This is a genomic window from Candidatus Bathyarchaeota archaeon, assembly GCA_026014685.1.
Lineage (GTDB): Archaea > Thermoproteota > Bathyarchaeia > Bathyarchaeales > Bathycorpusculaceae > Bathycorpusculum.
In genome coordinates, this window is record JAOZHW010000005.1 from 237,822 (window position 1) to 261,722 (window position 23,901).

Below are 23,901 nucleotides of genomic sequence, written 5' to 3' on the forward strand. Positions count from 1 at the left end.
ACTGTTTTAGTTGCATCCAAAATACTGGTTAAATAGCGTCATAAACCGCAGAGAAAACTTTTCCAAAGAAAAACCTGCTGCAATCTGTTTTGCTTCTTCGCTTTTTTCAGGCGACCACGCAGCCATTTCGCTTGAGATTTTTTGCGCTGCCACTTCGATGGTGCTGTATCGGTATTGCTCTGGAACGAATTCGCGCATGCCGCCAGAATCGTGAACTATGGGCACGCATCCCAACGCCATGGCTTCGACGATGGAGATGCCGAAATGCTCCCCCACCATAGTGTGCAAGTAAAGTTTTGCTCGCTGCAGCAAACTGATTTTTTGTTCGGCTGAAGCGTTTGGGTAAAACTTGACGCGGTCAGCTAAGTTCAATTTTTTTACCAGCACCTGCAGACGTTCGAAGGTGTTTTGGCTGCATAAGCGTCCGATTACTGCGAAGTGTATGCTGCTGTCTGTTTGGTGGGCTATGTAGGGTATTCTTTTGAGGAGTTTGTTTTCATCTAAACGGGAGGTTGTGACCACAAGGTTTTCTTGAGGTTCTTTTGTGGTGTTTTTGCCGATTTCACCTATTTTGGATGCAAACGGGGGATACAGCACCTCAACGGGTTTCCCTGAGAACCTCTGAATTTCCTCTGCAGTGTAGTTGCTGTTGGCAAGCACCAACCGTTTACTGTAGTCAACCAAGTTTTTTTCCAGCAAAACCTCAGGGAAAGTGCCTGCTTGGGTGAGACGGGGGTGGCTTAAGTAGGGGAACTGCGGGTTGAAGGCGCTTCGGTTTAGGTGGGGGTAGTGTATGTAGCTGACATTTGTCCAGGGGTATACGCAGTTTGAGAAGGCGTCGATGAGGGTAGTGCATTTGTTTTTGGCGATGTATGAGTGGAGGATGGTTTGGTAGAAGTCAAGCAAGCCGCGGGGGGCAAAGCGGGTGGGTTGCTGGATGGTGCGGATTTTTGGGTGAAGTGGTTCACCGAAGAAGTTTCTGATTTCAACGGGTGCTATTTGGGTGCTGGAAAAGACTGTGACGGGGTGGTTGTGTTGGGCGAGGGTGTTTGCGATGGCTAACGCGACGTATTCTCCGCCTCCGTAGACGTTTAGGGTGGGGCAGAACACTCCGATTTCGTGGTTCATGGCTTTCTCGCCTGTTGGGCTGAAAAACAAACGGTATTTTGATTTAAGGCATGATTTTGCCTGAATTTGTAGCTGAATTGCTTGCAAACGCGACTTTGCAAGGTGCTTTATTTCGGTTTTCAAAAGCCTATAAAAATGATGCATCCCAGTAGGGTTTTCAAAATTCAGGAAGAGAGAGAAATGAATACATATGCAACAGCAAACAGACTGCACTCCCTAAACCGCAAACTAAAAAAGCCCACCGCACTGTTCATCGTCGCGCTTTTCGCCGCAGGCATCCTTTCAGCGTTTTCAGTGACGTCGGTTAGTGCAGCAACATCAACTTCTGCCCTCCACACATCAGGGTCCTATATCCTTGATGCAGATGGCAACGTCGTCTACTTGCGTGGTATGGGTCTCGCCGGTATGGTGCCTGACCTGCTTTTGTGGGGTCAAGGCCAAAGTGACAATTGGGGCAACCAATGGAACTACAACCCCACCTCTGTCATGGATCAAACCTTCGCGGAGATGAGAGACAAATGGCACATCAACATGATCCGCGTCTTCATCTACCCAAGCTGGTACTACCGAGACAACATCGTACCCGCACAGGAAGACCCCGCCAGCTACGGTTCATCGACAACGCCGATAAGCGTCAAAACTTACTTGCGAACGCTATGTCAAGAGGCAGACAAATACGGCATCTACGTAAACGTCGTTCCTTACATGCTGACGCCGTCAAGTAGCTCGTTTGGAGCTGACCCCTACGCAAGCAGTGGTTACGGATGGCAAGGAATGCCCATGTGTGGTTGGGATGAACCTGCACAAAGGTTCCTACGAGACGCAGGTTACGGCAACAACGAGTTAGGCTTCTGGAGCTGGTTCTGGACCGACATGGCAAACACATTAAAAGACTACCCCAACGCGATCTTTGAAGCTTGGAATGAACCAAACCTCGGCAGCGACGTAGACCCCATACCATCTGGATACATGTCCTACCTAACAACCATGTACAACGCTATCCGCTCAACGGGCGCAACTAACCTGATTATGATGCAGTGGCATATGGGTTGGTTCCCTAACGGTTACGGCAACGACCTCAGCTGGTGCAAACAAATCGCCACCGCCATCCCAACAGCAACCAACCTCGTCTACACCACCCACCTCTACTACTACGCGCCAACAGACTTAACATCGTACTGGGCAAAAGACTACGCTGGCCTCAAAGCGCAACTGCAAGCAGGCATCGCAACCATGGGCATCACAGCACCCTTAGTCATCAACGAAGAAGGCTCATGCCTACAGCGCTCACCCAACATACAAAACGACGTAAACTGGTGGACAAACCTACTCAAAGCACAATACGACCTCGGTGTCGGCGCATGCGCATACTACTGGCTTAGTGATTCAGGACTAGGCGGAGTCTACGCGGGAGAAACCATGCTTAGCAGCGGCTACACACCAAACGACATGGGCACCGCATTCATAAACGCCTACGTGCCTCAACAGAAAACCACCGTTGTAACCCCAACACCTACACCAGCACCCATAGAAACTCCTGAGCCAACTCCTGTAGCAACACCTGAACCGACTGCTGAACCAACCGCAACCCCCCAACCAACTACTGAGTCAACTTCAACCATTACGCCAGAACCCGCACAAACCAGCACCGCCACAACATCATCATCTGCCCCGAAACAAACCGCCACCTCTACACCAACCCCCTCGCCTCAGCCAACATCGACGCCGACTCCAACACCAGAGCCCACCGAATCAACCCAGCACAGAGACCCTGAACCCGCAAAGGTGCTGCAACCCACTTTCGAGTTTACCTACAAAAACTGGTTCATACTCTACTGGCCAAGGTTCAACATGTGGTTTGCATACCGCTACTGGTAAACCTGCAACAACCCTTTTTCTTTTTTTTTCAGTTAAGCTTTTAGTTGTCCTTTTATGAAACCCGCCGTCCACGCAGCATGCTTAAACCCGTAATGAAGCGGCAACAGAAACAGCTGTTTTTGACCAAGAAACCTGTAAGCGGGAAACGAGTACAGAACCCCCGTAATCAACCCCGCAAGAGGGGACATACGCAGAAAAGAGTACGCACCCAAAGTTTTCTGGAAACACTTTTGGCAGCCATATCCATACCAAAAATATTTCCGCCACAACCCTTCAGGCGACGACAACCCTCCATGCAACTCGTAGAATTCGGCGGTGTTAGGTTGAATAAGCCACCCCGCCCTCTTTATCCGCAGAACCAAATCCATATCTTCACCTGCACCGCTGATGCTCTCATCAAAGCCCTTAACCTGACGAATTGCTTCAACGCGAAACGTGGAGCCGCCTGTGCCGATGAGTTTCTCTGTTTTCCACACAAAACTCTTTGGTTTGCCATAGCTTTTTTGGTTAACGATGTGGGGGGCGACTTCAAGGTTGAGGATAAAGTTGTGTGGAACCGTTTTGAAGACCCCTGCGGTTACGCCAACTTTTGGGTTACCGTTTAGTGTTTGGACTTGTGTTTGGATATAGTTGGGTGTGAGGATTTCGTCTGCGTCTACAAAAAGGATGAATTCGCCGTCTGCTGAATCAACGACGATGTTTCTTGCGTGCCCCAGCCCTTGTCCATGCGTTTTGAAGGCTTTGGCTCGACTGTTGAGTAGGGTTGTGTAATGGCTGATTATTTGCGGGGTTCTGTCTTTGCTGCCATCATCAACGAATATGACCTGCGTTTTCTCTTTTGGGTAGTCTTGGCTTAGGATGCTTTCAACAGCGTTGGGCAACATGTTTTCGCCGTTTCGAACGCAGACCCCCACCGTGATAAGTGAACTCATCTTCAGCATCATCCAAAACGTTAACTTTCTCGCCTAAGCCATGCCCATAACCCCTTAGGTGAGCACGTAAAAAACCAACCAACCACGCAAGCCGCTTGTAAGTATAGTGAAAAGGCAAAAGAAAGAAAGACTTTTTATGAGTCAACAGGTAAGCGCCAGGCAGCCTCAAAACCCCTGCGATGAACCCCGCCATCGGCGACATCTGCAAGAGGTTTAATGAATTGGGGTCTTTATGAAAAATGAAATGCCCACCCTGGCCATACCATCCGTATTGGCTCCAAAGAGTCTGCCAGGTTGCGCGGGTTGCTTCAGTGAAGCTCTCTTTTGTAAAAGCGAGCGCCCATCCGTCGGCTTTAACCCTGTAGGCGATGTCGGTGTCTTCTGCGGCGCCGTTGATGCGGGTGTCAAAGCCGCCGACTCCTCTAACGGCGATAACACGGTAGATTGCTCCTTCGGCTCCAGGCAGGTACCCAAACTTAGAAACCTTACCGGGCTGCCCATAGATTGAATCTACAGCGTAAACGATGTTTTCTAAATCGGCCGCTAAACCGTAACCGACGTGGACGTTGAATTTTGCGCCTGCGATGCCTACTTCGGGGTGCTGCTCCATGAAGGCAACTTGGTTTGCTAAGTAATCGGTTGGGAGGGTCATGTCGGCGTCGAGCCAAACGATGTATTTTCCTTGGGCTTTCTGCACCACGGTTTGACGGGCGATTCCTAGGCCGCTGTTTTCTTTAATGAATTGGGTGTCTCTGAAGTTGCGTTTAAGGTTGTTTTTGATTACTTGGAGGGTGTCGTCTTGGCTGTTGCCGTCAACTACGAGTAATTCTATGTTTTCTGCAGGAAACGTTTGGCTGCATAAGCTGTCTACAGCGTTCTTGACAAGCGCAGCACCGTTCTTAACACATAACCCTACTGTGACAACGAAAGATTCAACCAAACAAACCAACTCCAACTGTTTCCATGGAAAACGCAACAGACGCCACGTTTTCACTGCGTTTGGATGCGTTTTTCTCCAACATAATAGGATGCAAATATCAGTTCTATGCAGAAACCTATAGGAGGAAGAGGACGCTGCGGCGAAACCGTGCGTTTAACGCACCGTTTGATCATTTTGGGCTTTATATAAGGGAGGGGAGGTCCGCTTTGAGACGTCGCGTGGTTCCAGCATGTGCGGATACGGAAGCGTATGCGCACCTAAATGAGAGGCCTATAGAAAAAATCGCAAGCCATTGCTCTTTTACTAAATCAACTGTTTTTCCCTTAACACTTCCTCACTCAACGTTGACCTTGATTCCTGGGATGGCTTCCAAAATGCAAAATTGCGCTTAGTAAAAAACGAAGACAACGCCGTTAGCAAGATAAGGTTGTTCTGTATGAGTTCAAGCGCCGTCACGCGAGTTTTTTTGGCAGCAAAAACTGCACCAACAAAAATCGCCATCGCCAACGCCAATAATGGATACTGAAACATCACAGCCACCGAAAAAACCGCGAAAACAACCAGCAGCACAGGATTGAAAATATGCAGCATTATCTCGGGGATAGCGATTCTTTTAGGCAGTGCCAATTTGCCGTGAACAAGCAGATTCAGCGAGCGCGCCCAAAGATGCTGCAAGTGGCTGGCACGCCGAACCTTAATCGCAACTTTGTTGACCCATTTTGTTGGGCTAAGAGTGAAAAAGCCAAGTTCAGGAATCAAAAGCGCTCTTCGCTTGGTTTGCACGATGTCTAATGCTGTTCCAGAATCGTCGGTGGCGTGATTGAACTCGGTTAGAGCACTTTTTTTGTAAGCCGCAAAGCCGCCTTGGAAAAAGATGGTTGAATGGATTTTTGATTCGCCGATTCTGACAGATTGAATGGTGCTGTCGTAGAATTGTTCACTAAGCGTCACCCACGTAGCCTGTGGATTAAGCAGCAACTCTCTTGCAGTTATGGCGCCGACGTTTGGGTCAGAAAGGTAAGAAACAGCTTTACTCAAAATGTCACTTGGCCAAAAACAATCCACATCAGAAATAATGACCACATCCGCATCAACGCCTTTCAGCGCATTGTTTAGGCAGCCTGCTTTGCCAAGGTGAACCTTGCTGTCGTAGAGGGAGATTTTCGGCGCGGAATGAGTAGAAACGTAGTTGTTAACCTCTTGTATGGTGCCGTCTGTGGAGCAGTCATTGATGACGGTGATTTGCATCTTGTCAGGTGGATAGAGCACTTTAGAAATGTTGTCCAGCTTGAGCCGAATCACTTTTTCTTCGTTATGCACCGGGATAAAGATGGCTGTTGAAGGCAAATAACTGCTATCTAAGTTTAGGTTCCAACCAGACTTAGCGCGTTTCTTCATGTACAAAAAGTACACTGCTGGAACACCAAAGAAAACCGCGCCGACCGCGACCCAAACAACCAAAACTAAACTCACACCTTCACCTCACTCAAAACAAAATCCTGCGGCAACTCGACAGAAGGTAGACCGCTTTTGAATAAGCGAAACGTCTCAGCAGCTTGTCGCTCCTTTGATACCCCAATCACCAATCCGCTTAAACCAGAAAGACCAGCCAGATAACCCACAGCCTCAGCAGGCTTAAGATAACCCGCGGCAAGAACACTCATGGCGATAACTTCAGCTTCGCAAGCGCGATTGAGGGCTTGTTCACATTCCAGCTTTGAGGGACACATCTGGAAGCCAACTTTGTTGAAGGCAGATGTCAGGGTTAGTTTGCTGAAATCTATGTTCCACTCTCTGAATTTGTTGACTAAGTAAGGGAAGTTGCGTGTTTCAAAACCAGGCCGAATGTTTCGTTCTTCAAGGAAATCAATGTAGGATTTGCAGAGACCCTCAAGGTTTAGGGCCAGCGCCATGTCCGTTACGAGTTCATGAAGCATAAACGATTCAAGAACCACGTTTCTCTTAGCCGCTGCCTTTATGCGGGAAAGCTCGTATGCCACATAGGTTTTTAGAAGCGCTGAAAGGTTCAACCTCAAAAGCCCAGCAACGTTCGACGCCACAACTTTGATGTTTGAGGATAAGAGTAGCTCTTTAGCTAAACTTTTAGCTAAACCCGAAACACCCCCGTTGTGGGTTGCTTTGCGCACGTACTCGTAAGCGTAAGGTGCAATCGCATACAAGCGGACGGGTTCACCGCTGTGGTTTTGGCTGACTTTTTCAATTATTGAAAGCGTGGTTTGATCAACGGAGAACATGAAGCCGTCCGCGCCGTTCTCCAAGCTAAGCGCCACCAAGTTCGCTGCGTGCTCGATGGTTTCTTGGTTTTGGTCAAAACGTGTGCGTGCTCTCTGCTGGGATAGGTGGCTGATTCCATGAAAAGGGTTGTCACCCACTAAAAGACTGAACTGAGCATTTGTCATCTACATTTCTCCCGTACTTGCTCTAAAAGATAATCGACTTTTAGGGCACTGCAGAAATCTGAAACGGCATGTTGACCCGAAGTCACCGCGTTAAAGAAGTGCAGGGTTTCACGGTAGTATTCTGGTCCGCCCAAGAGGAAGTCAACGTTGTCGTCCATGTCGTGACGATACCACTTTGCTGGCGGTGACTGGTTCAGTTCTAATCGCAGTTCATCGTCGTTTACATGCAAAGTACCCATCGTTCCATGTATGGTTAAGCCGAATTCGGGCATGCGATACCCACGTTTACGCCAAGACACCTCAAACTTGCCCTGCAACCCGCCAAAACCGTTCACATAAAAAGTTACGTCATCTTCCGAGAGGGGTGTGCATCGGTAATTGACGGTGGCAGACTCAACAGTTAAGTCTCCGAAAAGCCAAACTGCCATATCCACAACATGCGACCCCAAATCCTCAATTACGCCGCCTCGCAACATCGAAATTTTTGAGCCCTCAGGGATTTCAGCGAAATCAGAAGAGAACGCGTATGCCTCAAAAGAAACCAAATCGCCCAAAACGCATCTGTTTAGGAGTTCTTTGGCTTTGTTGAAGGTAACTGCGAAGCGTTTCATGTAGCCGACCATGTTAACGCCAAAATTATCTGCTGTTGCACAAAGCTCCTGAGATTGCTGAAAACTTGAGGAGAGGGTTTTTTCTGTGAATACGTTTGGCGCAATTTTTTGGTCGTATACTTCTTTGATTATTTGGTAGTGCACTGGTATGGGTGTGGCCACGTAAACCGCGTTAAGACTCAAATCGGCGAATCTGCCGAGGTCATCGGTGATTGTTGCGTTGGGGAAGGCTTTTTTTGCGATTTTCCGCATCAGGACGCTTTTGTCGCATAAAGCGGCAACTGTGATGTGCGGGAAGGTGTTTAGGATACAGGCATGCATAACACCCATTTTTCCTAACCCAATGACTCCGACCCTCAGTTTAGAACCATCAGTTGACATAACCTCCCTCCAAAAACATAGCTAGTTCCATTCCAGAAAATACGCATCCCATGACTATGTGTAGTTTAAAGTGAAACTCTCAGCCAGTATACGCTTCATTATCCCCAAACCATGCCGCAACTTGAGTTTTTTCTTCCCTAAACGATCACGATAATCAATCGGCACCTCAACGATTTGGTACCCTCTGCGCTCCACGATGGCGTTCATCTCCACTTCGACATCAAAACCTTTGCTCTTCGGCATCCAACCACGCAAAACCTCGCTGCGCACTACCCTCAAACCCGACAGTGGATCCTCAAGCTTAACCCCGTTCATTACTAACTGTGCGAACGCCAAAAGTTTGTTGCCTAAGTAGAAGGGGTTGGTGAGGGATTTTGAGTCGTTGTATTGACCTTTGAACCTGTTGCCGATTACCATGCCAACGTGGGGGTTTTGTTCCAGAACTTCAACCATGTGGGGAATGTATCCAGCTGGGTACGTGTAGTCAGCGTCAGTGAAAACCACGTACGGCGTCTGCAAATTAAGCATCCGTAACCCTTGGAACAACGCGTCACCTTTGCCTTTGCCTTCTTGGAACAAAACGTCTGCACCCCTGTTTTTGGCGATTTCAATGGTTCGGTCAACGCTGTTGCCGTCAACCACAACCATGTAGGGGTTGTTTAGGACGTGCTGCATCTCGTCGATTGTAGGTCCAATTCCTTGCTCTTCGTTAAGAGCCGCAATAACCACTGAAACATTAGAACGAAGATCAATCATCCCTAAAAACCGCCTAAAAACAAAGCAAGATTCTAGCGGTTCAAGCGTCTTTTAAAGCCCTAAGGAAGTTACATCTGGAAAACTTGGGCAGTAATATAGAACCTTGTTTTGTTTTTCTATAACTTTTGCCCCACAAAAACAAAGCGAAAGCAAACAATTAACTTAGTTTGCTACAGCAAAATAAGCCCTCAACAACTGCACAGTTTTTTCAACCACAAACAATGCGTCTTCATCGCACAGCGCAGCATGCATCGGTAACGTGATGGTTCTCGATAAAACGTCCTCAGCCACGGATAAGCTGCCAGCACCCAGTTTTTTGTAAACGTCCTGAAGATGGCAGGGCGGATAGAAAACCGTGCCTGTTTCTATGCCGAAATCCTCAAAAAGTGCTTGAGTAACTTCTTTTTTGTTTACTTTTTTGTCAAGAATCAAGGGATACTTGTAATAGCTACACCTGTTCTCTGTTGGGCAAGTTACCGTTTGGATGCCCTGAGTATCTCTGAACGCTTCATTGTAAATTTCAGCGATCTCGTTACGTCGTTTAATGAACTCTTCAAGTCGCCTCAACTGATAGATGCCCAAAACAGCCGAAACCTCAGGCAGCATCATATGTCTACCTAAATCTGCAAACTCCGTTTTTCCAAACCCTGAACCATAATATCGGTAGCGTTTAGCGAACGAGCACAGTTCACTGTTGTTTGTAACCAGCATACCGCCCTCGCCAGTCGTCAAAACCTTGGTTGGAGTGAAAGCAAAAACCGCCGCGTCACCGAAGCTGCCTACTTTCTGGTTGTTTACCTCTGCGCCGATGGCGTGGGTTGCATCCTCAATCAAGAACAGTTTGTGGTCTAGACAAATTTTTAGGATGGTTTTTAGGTCTGGGTTTGGAAAGCCTGCGATGTGCGTTACGATGACGCCACGCGTGTTGGGCGTTAGTTTTTGCAGGAGGCTCTCTGCAGTCATAGAGAGGGTGTCTGCTTTGATGTCTGCAAAGGCAACTTTACCGCCTGAATTGACTACACTGTTGGGCACGGAAATGAAGCTGTTGGTGCATACGACAACTTCCCCGCCAGATGGGTTGAAGAAGCGCAATGCGGTTTCGTATGCGCTGGAATCTGAATCAAAAGCCACTGCGCCGCCAACCCCGATGTAGTTAGCCACCTGCTCCTCGAAGGTTTTCACGTTTTCGCCGTTTCTAAACTGCCCTTCTTCGAGAATCCTGCGGATGTCTGCCAGTAATGGTTCTATGTCTTCTTGTGGGAAAAATGGTTTAGAGGAGCGGATAAGTTTGGGCATGATGGGTTCCTTTAGAAGTCATATCTCACAGTGAATAGGTGGAGTTTCTCGTCTAAAATTGCGTGTATGACTTGCCATGTCGGGTGGCGGTAGAGCTTGTGGAAAATGAAGCCCAACCGCAAAGAGGCTGAAGCACCTTTTAGGGGTTTTAGCAGCAGCTGATTTCTTTTTTTGAAAACAATCCAGCTGTGAACTGATTCACCATAAAAGAGTTCGTTGAGCCACGAGGGGCTTTGTATGTAGCCGTGCCGCGACACCCTCTTCATTTCATTAAACATAGTTCGTGGATACGCTAAATGTTCAATCAGGTAATAGCTGGTTACAAATTCAAACGCACAGTCCTTAAAAGGCAATGCGTAACAACTGCATAGAACAAACGGTTTGCCTGCAGTTTCAAGTTTTTTCATGCTTCTGTCTGGAACAGGCTCAACATAGAGGTCACATAGGACGTCGGCTTTGGGGAAAGGTTTTGCGCCGCAAGCAACATCCAAACAGAGACCAGCACCTTCTGCGCTCAAACCCACAACGCGATTGTATGCCTGTTTTCCGAATTTGAAACGGTCTAGTTCTGATTTTCGGATTGGACAACGCCTAAGCGGCAGGTTTTGCCCCTGAGCGGCAGTTCTGTTTTGGTTTTGCTGCATTAAACAGCACTACTTACCGAGATGGCTTCAAGAGGTAACTTGCTAAGTTTCGCTAAGAGCGCGTTTTTGATGTATTCAACGTTTTCTTTTGTTACGCCGCAGTGCATCGGCAAGCACATCACCTGCGGGAGCACCCGTTCCGCGGTCTGCAAATCCCCTGCTTTTTTACCGTAAGTTTCTTTGTAGTATGGGTGGAGATGGCAGGGAGGGTAGTAAACATGCCCTGTTTCTATACCGTACTGCTCCTTTAGGGTGCCTGCAAGTTTTATACGGTCGATTGTGTCTGCGAGTTTTATGGGGTACTTGTAGTAGCTATGCCTAAAGTTAGGTGGAGTATAAAACACCTCGATACCTTCCACGTCTGAGAGAGCTTCTTGGTACCAGCCTGCAACCTGATTACGCTTCGCAAGGAACTCGTCAAGGTGCGCCAGCTGATTTTTTCCCACAATCGCGGAGAGTTCACTCATGCGCCAATTGTGCCCAAGCATAACCATCTGCCGATCAGAGTTTTGGCCATTAGTACGGGTTATTCGTATTTCACTTGCGAGTTCGTCGTCGTCAGTTATGATCATGCCTCCTTCGCACGCGGTCATAACTTTAGTTGGGTAGAAAGAGAAGCAGCCTGCGTCGCCGAAGGTTCCAGCCTTCTTCCCGTCCAGCATTGCGCCATGGGCGTGTGCGCAGTCCTCGATTAGAAAGAGCCCTTTCTGCTGACAGAATTCTTTGAGTTCATGGATTTGGGGGCACACTAACCCTGCAATGTGAACTACAATGACGCCCGCCGTGTTGCTGTTAACTTTTCGTTTCACGTCTTCGACGTCTATTCCTAAAGTCTGGGCGTTCATATCAGCGAAAACTGGTTTTCCACCCGCAAAAATCACACCGTTGGGGGTGGCTATGAATGTGTTAGTTGGAACAATAACTTCTCGGCCATTAAGCTTAAAGTGCCGCAATGTTACATCAAGCGATGCTGAACCTGAACTTACCGCGATGGCATGTTTAGCGTTGTTGTATTGAGCAAATTTTTCTTCGAACTCTGCACCGTATGGGCCATCGGTTAATTTTCCGCTTTTTAACATCGCTTTGATTTCACGGGCGATTTCTTCTATGCTTTCTTCTGAAAAGTAGGGACAAGCCCCAGAGATGTTCATTTTTTACGCTCCTTTATGATTTTTTATTTCGTTACCGGTACAAAAAAGATAATCCACCACAGAGAGATTCGCAACAAACCCTCTGCGGGTCTGCGCATACACTGGGTGAGAAAAATTCTGAAAAACAAGTTTTATTCCTTCACGCTCAAACAACTGCTTGTCAATGTAGCCTTGACAGCCATTTCCCGCGAGTTGCGTGTCTGCCCCGACTTTTTTGCATTGCGCGACAATTAACTCTGATTTTTTTCCTTCCACGTTGAGCGATGAACTAAGGATTAAGGGGGTGTCGATTTTTAGAAACCGCATTAAGCCTTTTATGAGGTACATGTTGAGGTCGATTAAGTGGTTCCATTCCCGCTGATAAGTGTCCTCAAAGAAATCCGAGTAATCGCTCCAATAGGGTGCTTTGCAGTAGCCATGTTTGAGGGTTAACCAGTGTTTTCTGCCCCAATTTGGTTCTGCTTTGTTTGCGATTTTTACTTCGTTGATAAGTAAGGGTTTGTTTTCGTGTTCGATAGGCACAGTCAACCATCTCACGCCATCTGAAGTCAATATTCGATTCCTGTTAGTAAACCCTTGCCGCTCAAACTGAACATTATCCTCTATAATGAATACATCTGCACGTTTAATTTTATCGAAAAAGCCAAGGTAAGGCAGATAATTGGGTTGGTGACCAGCAACAATCATCGGCTAATCGCCGCTACAGGGGCAATCTTTCAACGTAACGCACAACTTCGAAAGCTTCAGCCGCAGGTAAACTAACTTGGCTACCTCGAAAAGAAGCCAAATTAACCATCGACTCATAGGTGATGTAACGTTTTGTTTTCTGCGAGAGATGGCACTTCAACGCTGACCATTTTTCATCGACACAATCGGAGATATCAACGAAGTATGTGGGGGAAAAAGAGGGGGTAACCCTCGGTGTTTCATACGCTAAGAGTTGAGGGGCGTTTCGGAAAGCCGAAATTGATGCCCAGCCAACTTGACGGTGATCCTGATGTATGTCGTTGACTGTGTGGGTGAGGATGGTTTCGGGTTTATGTTCGATGTAGAATGCTTCTAAGAAATCTATGGCTTTACTTGAACAAGGAATCTCCGTGTCGGGGAAATCTCCGAAGTGCACCTCTTTTGCGCCAAGCATTGTTAGGGCTGCGATGCTTTCTTTGGGTCTGACTTCGGGGTTACCGCTGTGTTCACCTTTTGACATGAAGACAGCTATGACTTTTTTACCCAGTTTAGATGCTACACGAACTGTTCCGCCGCAGCCTAATTCAATGTCGTCGGGATGGGCCCCTATGACTAAGATGGTGTTTGATTTAAGAACCAACTTTTTAGTCTCCAAAATTGTTGATTTAGAGGTTATTTTGATTGCTTGTTAGGTAGCCAACTTGAGCCACAACCCAACATATCTTTGATGATACTGGAAGGCACCTGTGGTCTCGTTAAGTCGCCAAAGCTCAAAAAACAAGTTCCCATAGAATCCAGCTTTAGCTATATCCCAATCGATTACGGTTGAATTATAACCTATAGTTACACCGTTTACTGTAACATTCTGCATGTTTAGGCGAAGAGGAATTTTGCGGTCAAGTTCATAACCTAAAGATATGTCCATTGGCAACTCGTATGTTTGGTTGTCGGCAACAAAAAAATTGAAGGCGCAAATCGAGGGTAAAGTGCTGTGTGTGTGGTTGAAGCTGTTGGGTTCAGATTGGGTTTGATTTCTGAATTTTACTTCCACACTGTAATAAGCGGACGAACCCAAATGATTGTTGACCACAACGTAAAGGCGCAAGTTTTCATCAGTTGTAGTGTTTGAGGGATACTCTACTTTATGGCTTGGTCCAAGTAGCCACATCTCACTGATCTTGTCGCCGACAGGAAAAACCAGCAGTTTCTGCAATGATGGCGAAGCTATAAGCAGCGACAGCGAAGCAGTAAGAACAAAAATAACTGTTCTAAACGAGTGTAGTTTCATGGCTGCGCCTCTTTTCTTGTTTGTTCAAAAAGGCCCAAACGCCTATGCCCGCAAAGAGAAACGAAACTGCGGCAGCTAAAGTCAAAAAAGTATGCAGATTGCTTTGTGAGGTGGCTATTAGGGTATCTTGCTGCAATTCAGATGCTTGTTGAGACACCCCGACGACTTTGCCTTGGCTTTGCTTTGCGTAACTGTAGGCTAAATCGTATTCTTTGCCTGCATAAGACAACTCAGCCTTAGACAACAAAACTGCAGCCTCGTTCAAGGGGGCTATTAATGATTTTACGTCTGCACCAGTGGATTCAGCTTGAGCAACCGCGCCGTAAGCGTTCAAGATTGCTTTTTTCGCTGCAATGATTGCTACTTGGGCGTTTTCTTGGCTTGCTAAAACCGAGGTAATAAAGAGAGTGCTGCACAACAGTGAAGCCAAAAGAAATCCCGCCGTTATGGTTAGTTTAGTCAAATTGTTTTACCTGCTACTTAGCAACTTTCGATGTAACCCTGAACTTGGACTTTGCTGGGACACAAGTTCTCCAGAATTTTACGTTTAACCGAGAAATCGTTTAGTCGTTTCTCCATGTTTTTGCTGCAACGTGCATAATCCTTGTAGGCATCTAAGTACTCGTGTCCTTTGCCTGTTAAGGTGTAGATTTGACTGTTGTCCTCAAACCGGATTAGTGATGCTTCAGCGATCTCGTTTAGGTAACGTTGGAGAACTTTGTAGCTTAAGTTAGCTTGATACATAATCTGCGTTTTTTTAGCTTCTCTAGCGACGACGTTTAGTATGTCTGCTATGATGTCTAGTCTATCACGATAATTTACCACGCCAAACAACTCACACGATTTAAAAAATTAAATGTGAAGCCAACCGCGGGTATTCTTTTTTATCTGTGGCGTTTCTTTTTTGGACTCTAAATACGCGGTTGCTCTTTTCTTGGTCGATTGTTTTGTTATGTTGTCTTTAACGAACTTTGTCCAGCCTCCAACTTTGGGGTCGGGGGGGATGTATCTTTCTGCGTTCATTACCTGATGTTGCTTTAAGATGTCTTTGAAAGTCAAAACTTTGAAGTCTCGAGTCGCATGGATTACGGTGCCTTTATCGATGAAAAGGGAGCTATAATCGTTTATAGCTATGCCTTCCGCGCGTACTTTATCGTCTATTCGTTCGCGCCAGAGACGTTTCCATTCAAGTTTTAGTTCATCGACGTATTCTTTTTGTGTTAGAGCCATAAATAAGTGGTCCCTTCCTGTTAGAAGAGGAGAAGAAAAACGGTTTTCGATGATTGTTCTCGTAAAATTAGTTTGAGGTTAGCCCTCAACTTATTACTGTCTTTTTTGGCTTATTTAAAGTGCAAGGATAAATTGTTCTAGTTTTAGCTATCACTAAAGAGGTTTTTCTGTATTACTTACAGGTTTAATTTGAATCAATTCCACCTTAGACATAGAACACGACGTTTTTTAGAATGCACAAAGTTTAGGTGGTTCTGCTTCAAAATCCACTAAACAGTTAATTGAGCTTTACTTAATAAGTGTTCAGAACTTTAGATGGCGTTTAACGTTTAAATTGTACTTGTGCCTATTGATTTGCAGTGAATTTTATGGCAGTATCCGCTACTGTTAAGGAAATCTATTCTCAGCAATTCAACACCGTGTTGGAAAACGATAGCGCATCTAGATGTCTAGAAGGCTTCAAGAAAGGATTGCCCCCTGTCTTAGCTGTCCTAGACGACCACGATAACTATGTGGGGATGGTAAGCCGCCGCTCAGTTCTACGCACAAGACTCGACTTAAGCCGCACCAAAGTCAAAAGTCTAATGACTGTTGCACCCGAGGTTAGTTTAGGCGATTCATTGAGCCGTGTTGCTAGATTAATGATTGGCAGCGGTGTACGGCAGCTTCCAGTTTTTGAAAAGAACAGAATAGTTGGTTTCGTGACCGACGAAGCGGTAATTCATGCAACGGTGGGTGCTGAATGGGGCAATAACCCTGTCGAGTCGATTATGACAAGGGCCCCTCACACCATGGACGCAAACCGAAGTGTGGGTGCAGTGTTGGGTTTGATGCGTGAATACGGCATATCTCATGTTCCAATAATGGAAAAAGGAAGGCTCGCAGGCTTGGTGAGTATTCAAGACATCATAGGCAACCTCTACTGGCCACTGCAACGTATAGGCAACACTGATGTCGTTGGTGAACGCATCGAAACTTTAGCGGTGCCCGCCAAAGGCATCATGAGTTCGCCAGTTATTACTGTTGAGCCAAAAAAGAGCTTGCGGGAATGCGAGCAACTGATGCATAAACATGACATCTCATGCCTCTGTGTTGTGGATTCTGACCGATTGGTTGGAGTGGTAACAAAGTTGGATTTCTTAGAGCCAATCAGCCAGATGGAAACCGCTGAACGCCGCTTGAGTGTACAGTTTGGAACAAAAGACGTGGAAATCAGTCCAGAGCAGCAGCAGTTTATGATGACCGAGTTCGATTCGTTTGCACGGCGCTTCCAAGACGCATTCCAGTTGGGGTCATTGTTCGTTTACATGAAAACCCACAAAGGCACCAACATGCGGGGAACACCCATGATTCACTGCAGACTGCAATTCCGTACAACAAAAGGAAGCTTCTTTGCCGCCAGCGAAGGTTGGGGTGTTGAACCCACATTCAAAGTGGCCCTAGATCGTTTGGAGCGCAGACTGCTTCGCAGTAAAGAGTTGCTTGCCTACAACCCGCGATTTGCAAAGGATTATCTGCGTAAAGTCGGGTTACCCCAAGAAGAAAGCTAACTCTCAAAAGGGGGCACGGGTTGCGTGTTCTTTCTTCTTATTTTTTTTTAAGTTAAAAGCATTTTTTCTTGAGTAAAGACTGGATGTTAAAGCGATAGTCTTAAAAGTAAAATCGGCGCCTAAGCTGTTAAGAGCGGCGTCTATGATCGAAAAATTACATCCATATGTAGTATTTCTTCCCATGGAGAAGAAAGACAAAATCCTAAGCGCAATATTTGGCTCCAAAGCAGGCGTCGACATACTACGCTTCTCTCTAAAACAAGGCATAAACAGAAACATCTACCAAAAAGACCTCGTGAACAAACTCAACTATTCCAATAAAACCATAATCGAAAACCTAAAGTCACTAACAGCCTTGGGCGTTTTGAACGAAAGCATGGAGAAAAACGAAAAAGAAGGCCGCATAATCTGGATTAAAGCCTACCAGCTTACCAACTTGGGCCGATGGTTTGCTCTGCTGCTTGCCGAAGAAGAGGAGATCACTGAAGCAGAAAAAACCGAGATACTTCAAAGCTTATTCCGCACCTACGTTAAGCAGGTTAAACGTTTAGCGGAAGAGATTGGGATTAACAAGAAGATGCTTGAGGAAACGTTTAAGGAAGAGATGAAAAATAACCCCTAAACGTGCTTTTGTTTAAGTTAGGTGGGTTTGAGGGTAATTTGGAAAAAATATTTTATACTACAACCCTGCATTGTTGGCGTTAAGTGAAAGAGGAGAAAAGGTCTTGAAAAACAAATTATCTGCATGTTTCTTATTACTGACCATTGTGTGTGGTTTATCACTGACTTCTTTTGGCGGGGTTTCCGCGCAAACCGAGAATGTAAGAATCATCAGCTACAGTTATTATATCGATATGTTGGGTAACTTGGTTGTTGTGGGCGAAGTTCAAAACGTCGGCAACACCGTTATCGATTATGTAGTGGTTTCTGGAGCGGTGACAGGTTCAGACGGCAGTTACGTAGAATCAGGCAACCGCGTCTGGGCACTCAACCTCATCCCTGGCCAGAAAGCGCCCTTCTACTTGGATTTCTTATCAAAATACACTAACAGCCAAACATGGTATGTCGGGGTCGCCGACGTAAGCCTAAGTATATACCAAGCACCTAGCACAACAAAATATCAGTATCAAGAAGTGAAAGTTTTAGATGACAAACCAGCACCTACTTCTGAAGGCGAATATTGGGTTAAAGGCAACCTAAAAAACAACGGTGCCCAAACAGCAACTGACGTAACCGTCCTTGCAACATTCTACAATTCTTCTGGAACTGTAGTTGCAATCGGGTACAGCACAACCATATCGAGTCTCGCAGCTGGAGCCACCACTTCCTTCAAAGTAGCAGCATTCGACCTAAACCAAACCCTCGTAAGCCCACCCCAAAAAATCGCGGGTTACAGCCTGCTTGTTCAAGTAAAATCTCCGATGCAAACAGGAACCGCGCCAGTTGCAAACACAACTATTATCCCTGTTCCGACTACAGCGCCCACAGCAAACAACTCCGATACAGAGGCGAACACTGACCAAAACGTGATCTACGTTGGGGTGGTGGTTGCGGTGGTTATTGCGGTTATCGTTGCATCTGTTCTGCTAAAGCGGCGTAAACCAGCAGATAAACCTGTTTCCCAAAAGCCATTGCCAAAAAAACAAAAACGCAAATGATTCAGGGGAGCGCGGCAATAATTTTTGGAAAATATTTTATACCCCCACCCTTGTTTTGTAGGCGTGAAGAAAACGAAGGGCATGTTAAAATGAAAAAAGCAATCGTTTGCATCCTGCTTGTTCTCGCCTTAACCTTACCTGCATTTGCAGTAACCCCCAACGCGTCAAGCCAAACGAGCGACGTAAAAATCCTTAGTTACACGTACCGTTTTGACTCCTCAGGCATACTAGTCGTGATTGGAGAAGTACAAAACCAGGGCCAAAATGTTGTTGGAACAGTAATCCTCTCAGGAACCGCCAAGTCAGGCTATGGCAACGAAGTGCTATCGGGCGACTTGGCTTGGGCTAACAATCTTCTACCTGGACAGAAAGCACCTTTTTACATGCAATTCCGCTCCAACTTAACTAGCAGTGGCGCTTGGACAGGCGGCATCTCAGAAATCAGCATAAGAGTAATTCAGGCAGAGCCAATAACGAGTTACCAGTACCAAGGCGTTGTTATTACATCTCACAAGGCTTCACAAACTTCAGGTACCTATTCTGTTAGCGGGGAAATCAAAAATACAGGTTCCCAAACCGCAACCAACGTCGCGGTAGTTGCGACATTCTACAACTCTGAAGGAAAACCGGTCGCGGTAGGTTACTCGACTAAGGAAGCCACGATGGCACCTGAAGGAATCAACTCTTTCACCCTTTCAGCCCTTAATTTTAACCAAACCTCTGCAGATGCAAGCAATAAAATCACTAAATACGAGTTGATGGTACAGGTAGAAGAACCCTTACTGACTGGAATGTTGCCTGCGGCTCCTGCGCCGGTAACTGGACCAGATTCTCAAATTGACACGCCGACGGGCAATAACTTGTCACCTGCTTTCATTGCAATATTTATTGTGGCGATTGTAGTTGTCATCGGTTTATGGGTTCTAATAAAACGGCGTAACTCTACAAAGATAAAGAGCCCCAAAAAATCAATCAAACATAACCATAATCGACGACGGCGACGGCGATAAACCAATTTAACGCGTTGCACTGTTGACAAAGTGGAGTTTGCGATTCTTTAAATATCTCCTGTTACCTCTGGATTGAGTATGAGTTTCAGATCACAAACAAGCCGCAAAGGTAGCGGAAGGCAATTTTCTAAAAACACCCATGAGAAAAAAGCCAAAGAAAAAAAGAAACGAACAGGCGCCAAATACCTCCAAGAAGAGAGCCCTGAGGTTTCCTCAAAAGATGTGGTTGAAAAAACCGTCACTGGATTAAACAGGCTTGGCAACCAAGTTTTTGCGCTTTCCCCATTTAGCCAATACTTTGACGATTGGCTTCTCAATCTTCGCCAAGTTGTCTCAGAATTCGAATCCCACCCAGCCATAACGATTGATGACCAATTCAGGAAAGAAAAGGAACAGATTTTCCTTGACGTCCAAGGGGCAATGGCAGAAAACAGACTCTCCGAATCAAACCTGACTCTGGAAGCAAAAGCCTTAGCAGACAATAACCACTTAATCGCGGATGCCGACAAAGAATACGCTGAGAAAACACGTGAATTAAGCAATAAACGAAACAGTGAAATCAGCCGGTTATCCAGCAGGGTCAACCAGGTAGAAGAAGAAATCGACGCATTGAAGAGTGTAAAATTCAAGTTCTACCAGATTAGCGAAAAAAAACGTAACCAAGAAAAACTTGAGCAAGCCCAAAAAGAGTTGGCAAAAGCTAAAAACGAGTTAGAAGTAACCATGCAGAATTTTACTGCTGAACAGGAAAAAATGCATGACAACTACGAAAAACGCAAACAAGAACTCACTGAAACCTCTGAACGCCTGCATAAAGAACTGGAGAAACTTGAAACGGACACGTCTGTGACGGCTAGACGAACTGCATGTGACGCGTTAATCGAAGCTATCCAAAGATTGATAACCAGAAACCCCCTACCAAACTAAGCTTTCCCCTTTTTTAGTTGATAGGCGCGAAATTTCAATCGGAATTAGAACTATATCTAATTAACAGTAAAGCGTAAGGAATATCGTGTGAAAATCAGATTGCTAAGTTTTGTTTGGGGCACCGTCGTTTTGGCCAATCAGAGTTTTAAGTGCTTTAATTTCGTCCCTTAAAGCCCCGACTTCGGTCTCTAATGTATTAGCTTTTGCATCTGCTTGCTTCTTAAGTCCTTCAAGTTCTGCTAAAAGATTCTTCTTTTCAGCCTCTAGATTTTTGATTTTTTCCATCGTATTTTTTAGGCTCATCCGATTTGTGGCTCCTTAGCTTTCATTAAGATGCGTGGTTTTTACACTTAAGACTTTTGTAGCTAAACTCAAAATTTACAATAAGTAAGCTAAATACTCGATAAATGCGCACGTGTAGGTCTTGGATAGATGCAGTTTTATATAGGAAAAAGCAGATTACTCTTAACTAAATTCGTCCGTATTATTGGATTGTGGCTAAATGCGGAAGACTATATTCAAAAAACTCGAGGCGCAGGGACTAATCGCCAACTATAACCGTCTACGAAAGAACCTGCCTCCTAAACTGCCTGACCGCGTCTTCATCTGGGATGAAACCTTCCGTGAAGGCATCAAAGCACCCACCGTCTATTTGACTTATGTTGAACAGGTTAGACTTGCAAAGCTGATGGATGAAGCAGGCGTCGAAGTCATCAACGTTGGTTTTCCAGCCTTGTCCGAGGATGAAAAACGCACTGTTAAACGTATAACCAATGAAAGTTTTAGCCACGCCAAACTAACCGCCTCAGCCGAACCTACAAAAAACAGCATAAATGCATGCCTTGAATGCGGCATAAAAGAAATCGTCGTAGAGTCACCCATAAACGGCTTGAATCTCCAGTATAAACTAAAAATGACCAAAGAACAGGCCATCCAGCGAATAACAGAATGCATCGATTACGCTAAAAAGCACGGAACAACCGTTAGCTTCACTTTAATGGATGGCACAAGAACACCGCTAGAAGACATAATTCAAGTTTTTGAAGCTGCAGTCGGCGCAGGAGCATCCAGATTGGCGATTGCCGACAGCGTTGGTTTCATAAGACCGCTCTCGATGCGTTACTTAATGTCACACGTAAGGGACGGTTTGCCTGAAGCGCTCAAAAAGAAAGCTCCACTTGGTATTCACTGCCACAACGACTTCGGTTTAGCCGCAGCCAACACGCTTGCAGCCATGGAGGAAGGTGCATCTTATCTGCATACGTGCATCGCTGGTTTTGGCGAACGCGCAGGCATCGCACCGTTTGAAGAAGTTGTAACTGCTGCTGAACTCCTCTACAACATCGACACAGGCATAGACATGGGCAAAATCTACCGTATCGCCCAATCGGCAGAAAAAGCCTTCGCCATGCCTATTCAATTCCACAAACCCATCATCGGAGAAAACATCTTCACCCACGAAGTCGAAAACGAAGTTGAAGAAATGATGCAGCAACCTCTGGTTTTCGAGCCGTTCCCGCCTGAAATCGTCGGTAGAGAAACGATGATTTTCATCGGTCGAAACACAGGACAAACCCTAATTCAGAAACTGCTTGAAAACGCAGGTATCCGTGCCTCACCACGCCAGATGGATGAACTCTTCCGCCGCATCAAAGGTCCACAGGAAAGCCTTGACAAAGGTGAAGCGCAAATGACTTACTATCAAGTCAAGAAACTCATGAAAGACCTCTTAAAGGGCTACACCATGGAGGAGTTTTGGCATTTAGCTGAGCAAGTCACAAGACAGAGACCAAAACTACCTAAAATAAACAAAAAACAAACCGCTGACCAACTAATAACCTAACAATGCCTTTGTTTTCCTAATTTCTTCTCCACTGAGCTTTTTGGGGTAGTTGTAGATGGGTCCGCTTGGTTTTTCATTGTAGTAGGGGCGGTTGCAGTGTGGGCATCCAGAAGTCTGGAACGGGGCGCCGCTTGCAATTATGGTTTCAAGGTCCGCACTTGTTAAGCCGAAGTGGACGATTCTTCCGTTGCCGTCAAAAGTCATGTTCTGCGGGGTTGTTTTGCCGTTGACGATGAGGTATCGGGCGAGTTGCAGACGCCTGTATGCTGCGAGTTCAGGGGGAGAATTGCGCTCCAAAGCAGTTCCACGCACAGGCGTAAACGCAAACAACGCAGGCAAAACACCCAAATCCACACATCGACCCACAATTTCAACCACTTCGCGTTCTGTTTCTCCTAAACCCACAATCACATGAGTGCTAACGTTACCCTCACCAAAAACCGCCAAAGCCTCCCTGAAAAGCCGAAACTGAGTCTCCCAACAATAACAGCCACCTTTGACTTGGTCAAACACTGCTTTAGTTGCACCATCCAAAGCAATGCCTAATCTGTCAACACCTGCCGCTTTCAATCGGGCAACGTTTTCTGCGGCTTGTGGTTGGCAAGAAACCGAAACTGGAACATCCATTAAACCCTTGATTTCAGATACAACAGCTTCAAGATGATCAAATACGTCTGGATAATTTAGGGTTTGTATGCAGACCCTCTGAATCCTTTTCTGCCCAACTGCTGTAGCGAGTGCCGCTATGACTTGTGCTGTTGGATAGATTGGCCATGTTACGCGAGAGAGAAGTTGAGCGCTACTTTTGCTACCTTTTGCTTGGGGACAAAAACCACAATTAGCCCTACACTTATCAGTTGAATAAGTCATTAGGTACGCTGTGGTTGGCGCCGCATCCAGTTTAGCCTCAGCAAGCCCAAGAACTACTGCGGTTCCTATAGAAACTCGAATTCGGTCGGGCAACGCATTAGGTTGAGGCATGCTACATAAAAACAGAATGACAGCCATATTTAGTTATGCAGAGTGCAGTTTGATTCGCTGCATTTCTCTTCGTATCAGCAGGTTTCTCTTGTAGCGGGCTGAAAGGCTGACTGTTCGAGTCACAAAACTGGCTACTGCAAAAACTGAAAAACCCACTTCAACCAGCAAAAAAACGGGTTCCGTTGGCGAGAGCAAGGTTAAGCCGATGGCGAGGTAGAGGACGCTGCCAATGTATTTTCCCAATGGATCGTAGAGTTTTTTGTGGAAACGGCTGGTTACGATAAACTGTGTAAACGACGCCACAATCAGCAGCAGAATCCAAGCGGAATAATAGTTGCTTAACGTGAAAGCCACAAATATGCCTGTAACTAACACGAAATCCGTTGCAGCATCAAAGTAAGCACCAAACTTCGAAGTGACCCCAAGCTTTCGGGCAACGTAGCCATCCACTAAATCCGTCAGCTGCGCAAACCCAAAAACAACGATGCAGCCTGCTGTGGCTCCGTTGGTAAAGAAGTAGAGAAAAAGGGGCAGAGCTACCAGTCGCAACGTGCTGATGCCTGATGGAACGAATGCTTTCTTGTTCATGG

At 46.1% G+C, this 23,901-nt stretch carries 26 protein-coding genes; 7 read left to right on the plus strand and 19 right to left on the minus strand.

Features of this window, described 5'->3' with window-relative positions:
• Positions 1-6: 6 nt before the first annotated feature.
• Entirely contained in the window at positions 7-1,128 is a 1,122-nt protein-coding gene (locus NWE96_03605; GenBank protein ID MCW3983060.1) for a glycosyltransferase, read from the minus strand.
• Positions 1,129-1,308: 180 nt separating this feature from the next.
• Between NWE96_03605 and NWE96_03610 the strand changes: the two genes are divergently transcribed.
• On the plus strand, positions 1,309-3,006 hold the full coding sequence (locus tag NWE96_03610; GenBank protein ID MCW3983061.1) for a cellulase family glycosylhydrolase: 1,698 nt from the start codon (positions 1,309-1,311) through the stop codon (positions 3,004-3,006).
• 32 nt (positions 3,007-3,038) lie between these two features.
• Here NWE96_03610 and NWE96_03615 read toward each other — a convergent pair whose 3' ends face one another.
• From NWE96_03615 to NWE96_03685, 15 genes are all read right to left on the minus strand, one after another.
• Positions 3,039-3,938, minus strand: a complete 900-nt coding sequence (locus NWE96_03615) for a glycosyltransferase (GenBank protein ID MCW3983062.1) — start codon at positions 3,936-3,938, stop codon at positions 3,039-3,041.
• A complete protein-coding gene (locus tag NWE96_03620) occupies positions 3,871-4,878 on the minus strand; it encodes a glycosyltransferase (GenBank protein MCW3983063.1) in 1,008 nt (335 codons plus the stop codon). The genes NWE96_03615 and NWE96_03620 overlap by 68 nt, the downstream gene beginning before the upstream one ends.
• Before the next feature lie 303 nt (positions 4,879-5,181).
• Positions 5,182-6,351 (minus strand): glycosyltransferase, encoded by a 1,170-nt coding sequence (locus tag NWE96_03625; GenBank protein ID MCW3983064.1) that lies wholly within the window; start codon positions 6,349-6,351, stop codon positions 5,182-5,184.
• Positions 6,348-7,298: a hypothetical protein gene (locus NWE96_03630; GenBank protein MCW3983065.1), complete on the minus strand. Its 951-nt coding sequence runs from the start codon at positions 7,296-7,298 to the stop codon at positions 6,348-6,350. Before NWE96_03630 ends, NWE96_03625 begins: the two co-directional genes overlap by 4 nt.
• Entirely contained in the window at positions 7,295-8,290 is a 996-nt protein-coding gene (locus NWE96_03635; GenBank protein MCW3983066.1) for a Gfo/Idh/MocA family oxidoreductase, read from the minus strand. The genes NWE96_03630 and NWE96_03635 overlap by 4 nt, the downstream gene beginning before the upstream one ends.
• A 54-nt stretch (positions 8,291-8,344) precedes the next feature.
• Complete coding sequence (locus tag NWE96_03640) at positions 8,345-9,046, minus strand: glycosyltransferase family 2 protein (GenBank protein MCW3983067.1); 702 nt, start codon at positions 9,044-9,046, stop codon at positions 8,345-8,347.
• A gap of 162 nt (positions 9,047-9,208) precedes the next feature.
• Entirely contained in the window at positions 9,209-10,342 is a 1,134-nt protein-coding gene (locus NWE96_03645; GenBank protein MCW3983068.1) for a DegT/DnrJ/EryC1/StrS family aminotransferase, read from the minus strand.
• Positions 10,343-10,353: 11 nt separating this feature from the next.
• Positions 10,354-10,986, minus strand: coding sequence for a class I SAM-dependent methyltransferase (locus NWE96_03650; protein MCW3983069.1), 633 nt, complete (start codon positions 10,984-10,986; stop codon positions 10,354-10,356).
• Positions 10,986-12,137, minus strand: a complete 1,152-nt coding sequence (locus NWE96_03655) for a DegT/DnrJ/EryC1/StrS family aminotransferase (GenBank protein MCW3983070.1) — start codon at positions 12,135-12,137, stop codon at positions 10,986-10,988. The genes NWE96_03650 and NWE96_03655 overlap by 1 nt, the downstream gene beginning before the upstream one ends.
• Positions 12,138-12,140: 3 nt before the next feature.
• Positions 12,141-12,824: a WbqC family protein gene (locus NWE96_03660; GenBank protein MCW3983071.1), complete on the minus strand. Its 684-nt coding sequence runs from the start codon at positions 12,822-12,824 to the stop codon at positions 12,141-12,143.
• A 13-nt stretch (positions 12,825-12,837) separates the two neighbouring features.
• A complete protein-coding gene (locus NWE96_03665) occupies positions 12,838-13,464 on the minus strand; it encodes a PIG-L family deacetylase (GenBank protein MCW3983072.1) in 627 nt (208 codons plus the stop codon).
• A gap of 48 nt (positions 13,465-13,512) precedes the next feature.
• Positions 13,513-14,112 carry a DUF1616 domain-containing protein gene (locus NWE96_03670; GenBank protein ID MCW3983073.1) on the minus strand — a complete coding sequence of 200 codons (600 nt, stop codon included), beginning with the start codon at positions 14,110-14,112 and terminating at the stop codon, positions 13,513-13,515.
• Positions 14,093-14,575: a hypothetical protein gene (locus tag NWE96_03675; protein MCW3983074.1), complete on the minus strand. Its 483-nt coding sequence runs from the start codon at positions 14,573-14,575 to the stop codon at positions 14,093-14,095. Before NWE96_03675 ends, NWE96_03670 begins: the two co-directional genes overlap by 20 nt.
• 17 nt (positions 14,576-14,592) lie before the next feature.
• Positions 14,593-14,937, minus strand: coding sequence for a winged helix-turn-helix domain-containing protein (locus NWE96_03680; GenBank protein MCW3983075.1), 345 nt, complete (start codon positions 14,935-14,937; stop codon positions 14,593-14,595).
• Positions 14,938-14,964: 27 nt separating this feature from the next.
• Positions 14,965-15,342 carry a hypothetical protein gene (locus NWE96_03685; GenBank protein MCW3983076.1) on the minus strand — a complete coding sequence of 126 codons (378 nt, stop codon included), beginning with the start codon at positions 15,340-15,342 and terminating at the stop codon, positions 14,965-14,967.
• A 368-nt stretch (positions 15,343-15,710) separates the two neighbouring features.
• Here NWE96_03685 and NWE96_03690 point away from each other — a divergent pair, with 368 nt between their 5' ends.
• The 5 genes from NWE96_03690 (at position 15,711) to NWE96_03710 (ending at position 20,487) form a co-directional block, all read left to right on the plus strand.
• Positions 15,711-16,892 (plus strand): CBS domain-containing protein, encoded by a 1,182-nt coding sequence (locus tag NWE96_03690; GenBank protein MCW3983077.1) that lies wholly within the window; start codon positions 15,711-15,713, stop codon positions 16,890-16,892.
• Between the two features lie 142 nt (positions 16,893-17,034).
• Positions 17,035-17,514: a hypothetical protein gene (locus NWE96_03695; GenBank protein ID MCW3983078.1), complete on the plus strand. Its 480-nt coding sequence runs from the start codon at positions 17,035-17,037 to the stop codon at positions 17,512-17,514.
• Between the two features lie 103 nt (positions 17,515-17,617).
• Positions 17,618-18,550, plus strand: a complete 933-nt coding sequence (locus tag NWE96_03700) for an FxLYD domain-containing protein (GenBank protein ID MCW3983079.1) — start codon at positions 17,618-17,620, stop codon at positions 18,548-18,550.
• An 89-nt stretch (positions 18,551-18,639) separates the two neighbouring features.
• On the plus strand, positions 18,640-19,560 hold the full coding sequence (locus tag NWE96_03705) for an FxLYD domain-containing protein (GenBank protein ID MCW3983080.1): 921 nt from the start codon (positions 18,640-18,642) through the stop codon (positions 19,558-19,560).
• Positions 19,561-19,638: 78 nt separating this feature from the next.
• Entirely contained in the window at positions 19,639-20,487 is an 849-nt protein-coding gene (locus NWE96_03710) for a hypothetical protein (protein MCW3983081.1), read from the plus strand.
• A 102-nt stretch (positions 20,488-20,589) separates the two neighbouring features.
• On the opposite strand, the gene NWE96_03715 is transcribed toward NWE96_03710, so the two are convergent.
• Positions 20,590-20,790 (minus strand): hypothetical protein, encoded by a 201-nt coding sequence (locus NWE96_03715; GenBank protein ID MCW3983082.1) that lies wholly within the window; start codon positions 20,788-20,790, stop codon positions 20,590-20,592.
• 199 nt (positions 20,791-20,989) lie between these two features.
• Here NWE96_03715 and NWE96_03720 point away from each other — a divergent pair, with 199 nt between their 5' ends.
• A complete protein-coding gene (locus tag NWE96_03720; GenBank protein MCW3983083.1) occupies positions 20,990-22,330 on the plus strand; it encodes a hypothetical protein in 1,341 nt (446 codons plus the stop codon).
• On the opposite strand, the gene NWE96_03725 is transcribed toward NWE96_03720, so the two are convergent.
• Together NWE96_03725 and NWE96_03730 are read right to left on the minus strand one after the other, a co-directional pair.
• Entirely contained in the window at positions 22,319-23,311 is a 993-nt protein-coding gene (locus NWE96_03725; GenBank protein ID MCW3983084.1) for a radical SAM protein, read from the minus strand. The genes NWE96_03720 and NWE96_03725 overlap by 12 nt on opposite strands.
• A 33-nt stretch (positions 23,312-23,344) precedes the next feature.
• Positions 23,345-23,899 carry a CDP-alcohol phosphatidyltransferase family protein gene (locus NWE96_03730; GenBank protein ID MCW3983085.1) on the minus strand — a complete coding sequence of 185 codons (555 nt, stop codon included), beginning with the start codon at positions 23,897-23,899 and terminating at the stop codon, positions 23,345-23,347.
• Between the last annotated feature and the right edge of the window lie 2 nt (positions 23,900-23,901).